The 4,982-nt window shown below is 47.6% G+C and carries 5 protein-coding genes; 4 read left to right on the plus strand and 1 reads right to left on the minus strand.

The window, feature by feature from the left end:
* Window positions 1-507 (plus strand): EAL domain-containing protein (locus tag A3751_RS10875; protein ID WP_156492388.1); only part of this gene is annotated, 507 nt, incomplete at its 5' end.
* Here A3751_RS10875 and A3751_RS10880 read toward each other — a convergent pair.
* Window positions 475-1,389: a hydrogen peroxide-inducible genes activator gene (locus A3751_RS10880; RefSeq protein ID WP_068455675.1), complete on the minus strand. Its 915-nt coding sequence runs from the start codon at window positions 1,387-1,389 to the stop codon at window positions 475-477. The genes A3751_RS10875 and A3751_RS10880 overlap by 33 nt on opposite strands.
* 181 nt (window positions 1,390-1,570) lie before the next feature.
* Between A3751_RS10880 and ahpC the strand changes: the two genes are divergently transcribed.
* The 3 genes from ahpC (at window position 1,571) to A3751_RS10895 (ending at window position 4,807) form a co-directional block, all read left to right on the plus strand.
* Complete coding sequence (gene ahpC / locus A3751_RS10885; protein WP_068455677.1) at window positions 1,571-2,134, plus strand: alkyl hydroperoxide reductase subunit C; 564 nt, start codon at window positions 1,571-1,573, stop codon at window positions 2,132-2,134.
* Window positions 2,135-2,402: 268 nt separating this feature from the next.
* Entirely contained in the window at window positions 2,403-4,010 is a 1,608-nt protein-coding gene (ahpF, locus tag A3751_RS10890) for an alkyl hydroperoxide reductase subunit F (RefSeq protein WP_068455679.1), read from the plus strand.
* 128 nt (window positions 4,011-4,138) lie between these two features.
* Entirely contained in the window at window positions 4,139-4,807 is a 669-nt protein-coding gene (locus tag A3751_RS10895) for a cupin domain-containing protein (RefSeq protein WP_068455682.1), read from the plus strand.
* Window positions 4,808-4,982 lie beyond the last annotated feature (175 nt).

Here is a 4,982-nt window from a genome sequence, read left to right on the forward strand (position 1 = left end):
TGCCAGTTCTCCAAAGACGATTTTGAAACTGCGCTGTTGGACATTATCTCTGGGTTTAATGTGCCGCCAAGTCGCCTCACATTAGAAATAACAGAAGGCACTGTTCTGGAGAATATCGACAACGCAATCATTCAAATGCAGAACTTACAGTCCCTAGGTTTTGATATGTCGATTGATGATTTCGGCACGGGATACTCTTCGCTTGCTTATTTGCAGAAGCTCCCGGTCAATGAGATCAAGATTGATAAGAGCTTTGTCGACGACATTGAGTTGAGCGATACGGGCCGGAGTATTGTGGATGTCATTATCTATCTTTCGCGCCAGCTGGGTTGTCGAGTTGTCGCTGAAGGCGTCGAAAAAGACAGCCAAACAGAGTACCTCGTCGGTAAAAGCGTCGACGTATTGCAGGGGTATCACTTTGCACGCCCTATGCCGATCGAAACTCTGATGCCTTGGATCGACGAACAGCCCACTTCAATCGAAACTCCCCTTGCGAAGAGGGCTTAGCGCGTCTTGAGCAAGCTTTTTTAATGCTTCAATACTTGTCACACGTGGATAATTCGGACGCATGATGATAGCAATGCTGCGATGCGGGCCTGGCTCGTTGAGATGCACAGACGCCAATTCATGATTTTGGTTAAGCAGCTGTTTGAGTGCCATTTCGGGTACCAATGTGGTGCCTAGTCCACCTGCTACCATTTGTACCAAGGTGGTTAAACTGGTCGCGCTAAAGCCGTGTTCGGCTTGTCGCTCAGACATCTGGCAAGCGTCGAGAATATGATCTTTCAGGCAATGGCCTTCTTTGAGCAGCATCAGTTGGCTTTTTTCTAACTCCTCACGACCAATCTCATGCATATCCGCAAACGCGTTATCGAAGCGCGCAATCCAATAAAAGTCCTCCTGCCAAAATTCAAAGGTCAGCAGACCTTCGCAGGCATAGGGCAGGGCCAGTATGCCCGCATCTAATTCGCCGCAACGGACTTTCTCAACCAGCACGTGAGATTGCTCTTCACTAACCATGAGCTGAAAGCCGGGGTGCTTAGTGTTGATCTCTTTTAATAAGTTAGGTAGCAGAAACGGTGCAATTGTCGGAATAAACCCGACCGACATCGGCGCGCTTAATGGTGTTTGGTTCAGTGTTGCCATCGATTGGAGGTCTTCGACTTCAACCAATATTTTTTCAGCGCGTTCAAGTACGGTTTTTCCTGCGGGCGTGATCAGCACTTTCTTGGTGTCTCGCTCAAAGATTTTCATTCCGAGATGATTTTCGAGCTCATTGAGTGCGGTGCTTAAAGCGGATGGGCTGACATTGCATTCTTCTGCCGCGTGCTTGAAATGAAGAGTGCGTCCAACGGCTCTCGCATAGTTAAGTTGCTTAATGGAAATCATAGGGCCCTCATTTGAGAAATGCTTTTCGAACAGAGCGCATCGCTGTCGTTCTAAAAAATAGAATAGAGTTTCAAGTTAATTCAAATTTACGGATTTGTCGAGTCAGCTTATTCTTACTCTCGAACTTAAGGCAATAGCCACTAACGACACTCCGGTGTCACCATTCAAAGAGGAAACTGACATGGCACTAATCAATACCAAGATCAAACCGTTCAACGCGCAAGCTTTCAAAAACGGTGAGTTCATTGAAGTAAGCGATAAAGACACGGAAGGCAAATGGTCTGTGTTCTTCTTCTATCCAGCAGACTTTACGTTCGTTTGCCCAACAGAGCTTGGCGATGTGGCAGACAAGTATGAAGAGCTGCAGTCACGTGGTGTAGAGGTTTACTCAGTTTCTACTGACACACACTTCACGCACAAAGCGTGGCACGATTCTTCAGATACGATCAACAAGATCAAGTACACAATGATCGGCGATCCAACAGGTGAAATTACGCGCAACTTTGAAGTAATGCGTGAAGATCAAGGTCTTGCAGATCGTGGTACGTTCATCGTCGACCCTGATGGCGTGATTCAGGCAATGGAAATCACAGCAGAAGGCATCGGTCGAGACGCAGAAGATTTGGTTCGTAAGATCAAAGCCGCGCAGTACGTTCGCAACAACCCAGGCCAAGTTTGTCCAGCAGCTTGGAAAGAGGGTGAAGAAACGCTAGCGCCTTCACTTGATCTAGTCGGCAAGATCTAATTTTTGGATTAATTCCTGCTGCGATTGCTAAGGCTGTGTTAAAGCGTGTTTCGGAATGCTCACTTACTACTAGTAAGCTCCGCTTCCTCAACAAACTTTGCCTAGCCTTAGCTTCTCTCGCGACGTAATTAATTTCAAAAATAAGTCTGCCCAAACAGCTCTCATGACACCGCTAGCGATGTTGTGAAAATACAGGGGAGAGGATTCATCGAAACATCTCTCCTGAGCTTCTAACCCTTTTCAGTTATCCATTTAGCGGGAGTCAATTATGTTATCTCAAGACATTTTACAAGCGATCAAACAATACACTGCGAACATGCAGGCGCCGCTTACCTTTGTTCTGCAAAGTGGTGAGCATGAAAAGCGTGAGGAATTGAAATCTTTTCTGACGGACATTGCCGGAACCAATGAGCGACTGTCGCTTGTAGAGCGCGACACAAGCTTGCGCAGTCCAATTAGCTTTTTTATTGAAGTGGATGGTAAAGACACAGGCGTTCAATTCTCAGGAATCCCAAGTGGTCACGAATTCAATTCGTTGATACTCGCGGTTCTACAGTCGACGGGAACGCCTTTAAAGCTGGATGAGTCATTGCAGAAAATGGTCGGTCGGGTGAACGAAAAACTGCATTTTGAAGTGTTCATTGGACTTAGCTGTCACAACTGCCCAGACGTTGTACAGGCTTTAAATCAGTTTGCCTTGCTCAACGACAACATTTCGAGCGAGATGATTGATGGTGCCTTGTTCCAAGACGTGATTAAAGAGCGCGATATTCAAGGCGTACCAAGTGTTTACGTCAACGGTGAGCTTTTCGCGAACGGTAAAGTGGATGCGGCTCAGTTGATCGAAAAATTGATGGAACGCGACCAAAGTATTGCGCAAGCGGACGAGGAAAACGCGCTGCCGCTGCAAGATGTCACGGTAATCGGCGGTGGTCCGGCCGGTGTCGCTTCAGCTATCTACAGTGCCCGTAAAGGCTTGAAAGTCACTTTGATCGCAGAGCGTTTGGGTGGTCAGGTGAAAGATACCATGGGCATCGAGAATCTTATCTCAGTATCAAGTACAACCGGCCCAGAATTGACGGGTAATTTGATTGCACACATGAACGATTACGACATTACCGTAAAAGAGCACTTGCGTGTGAGCGAGGTGATCGATGAAGAAATTAAAACGGTTGTGCTGTCATCGGGTGAGCGTATTGACACAAAAACACTGATCGTAGCGACGGGTGCGAAGTGGAGAGAGCTAAACGTACCTGGTGAGAAAGAAAACATTGGTAACGGTGTCGCTTACTGCCCACACTGTGATGGCCCATTCTTTAAAGGTAAGGATGTTGCCGTGATTGGTGGTGGTAACTCAGGTATTGAAGCGGCGCTGGATCTTGCCGGTATTGTTAAAAGCGTTACCGTTCTTGAGTTTGGCGATACGCTGCGGGCGGATCAGGTGCTGATTAATCAAGCAGAGAAGCGCGATAACATCAGCATTATCAAGAGTGCCGCGACTCAGGAAGTGACGGCCGCAGACGGCAAAGTGAACGGCTTGACGTATCTTGACCGCACCAGCGATGAGGTGAAAAACGTCGCGCTGGACGGTATCTTTGTTCAGATCGGACTTGTGCCAAACAGTGCCTTTGTCAAGGATGTGATCGAGACAAGCCAATATGGCGAGATTATCATTGATGAGAAGTGCCATACCTCAAGTAAAGGCATTTATGCCGCGGGTGATGTGAGCACCGTTCCTTACAAGCAGATCGTGATTGCGATGGGTGAAGGTTCGAAAGCCTCTCTTAGCGCCTTTGAATATTTGTTGGCTAATTCTGAGCGCCTTGAAGCGCTTTATGCCGAGCAGAATGCGTCTGAGGAAAGTGTTGCTGCGTAGTCTAGTCTCAGCTTTTACAAGGTCTGCCGTCCGCTGAGGGGGCAGACCTTATTTTTAGGCTTTCCTGATTTTTGGATCGTTCTACTTAGACTTCTGTTATTTGTAATCTGTGTGAGGAGCGCTGCGCCATGACAACAAAACTGAGAGCTGATTTTGATGCGCGTTTTGTTGTTGATCCATCTAGCTATCAATGGGTCGACTCTCCAATGCCGGGTGTTGAGCGCATGATGCTGGATCGTGTTGGTGATGAGGTAGCTCGCGCAACTTCGATTGTCCGATATGCTCCAAACAGCGAATTTTCCGAACACACGCACGATGGTGGTGAAGAGTTTGTTGTGTTGGATGGTGTGTTTGAGGATGAGCATGGTGTCTATCCAAAAGGTACGTACGTTCGCAATCCTATCGGCACGGCGCATCAACCAAAAATAGGTGAACAGGGTGCGACAATCTTCGTGAAGTTGCATCAGTTCGATGCGCGTGACTCGGCTTCGGTCAATATCGATACGCACGCTACGTGCTGGCTACCGGGTTTAGTAGACGGGTTGTCGGTTATGCCGCTGCATGAGTTCGAGGGTGAGCATATTGCACTTGTGCGCTGGGCACCGAATACCATTTTTAATCCCCATCGTCATTGGGGTGGTGAAGAGGTCTTTGTTCTAGAAGGCACGTTTTATGATGAGCATGGCGTCTACCCGAAAGGCACTTGGATTCGCAGTCCGCACATGAGTCAGCACCATCCCTTTACCAAAGAAGATGGTTGTACTATCTACGTCAAAACAGGGCACCTTCCTGCCTAGCGGGGCTTAGGCTTTTGTGATTTTGAGCGCGCGAGAAGGCGTTGGGTGCTTGCTCGTTTTCATGATTGTTTGCGTCACGCAGCACGTCAGCAAATAGCTCACTAAAGCTTGTTTTTTTTTGGTACGGATAAAAAAGTTGTCTGTTTTTCACTTCAGACTGATCTACTCAACTATC

The sequence above is a fragment of the Oleiphilus sp. HI0080 genome (assembly GCF_001635135.1).

Excerpts from the sequence above, each read along its gene's own strand:
- A3751_RS10895 (WP_068455682.1), top strand. The coding sequence starts at position 4,139 with ATGACAACAAAACTGAGAGCTGATTTTGATGCGCGTTTTGTTGTTGAT.
- ahpC (WP_068455677.1), top strand. The coding sequence starts at position 1,571 with ATGGCACTAATCAATACCAAGATCAAACCGTTCAACGCGCAAGCTTTC.
- ahpF (WP_068455679.1), top strand. The coding sequence starts at position 2,403 with ATGTTATCTCAAGACATTTTACAAGCGATCAAACAATACACTGCGAAC.
- A3751_RS10880 (WP_068455675.1), bottom strand. The coding sequence starts at position 1,389 with ATGATTTCCATTAAGCAACTTAACTATGCGAGAGCCGTTGGACGCACT.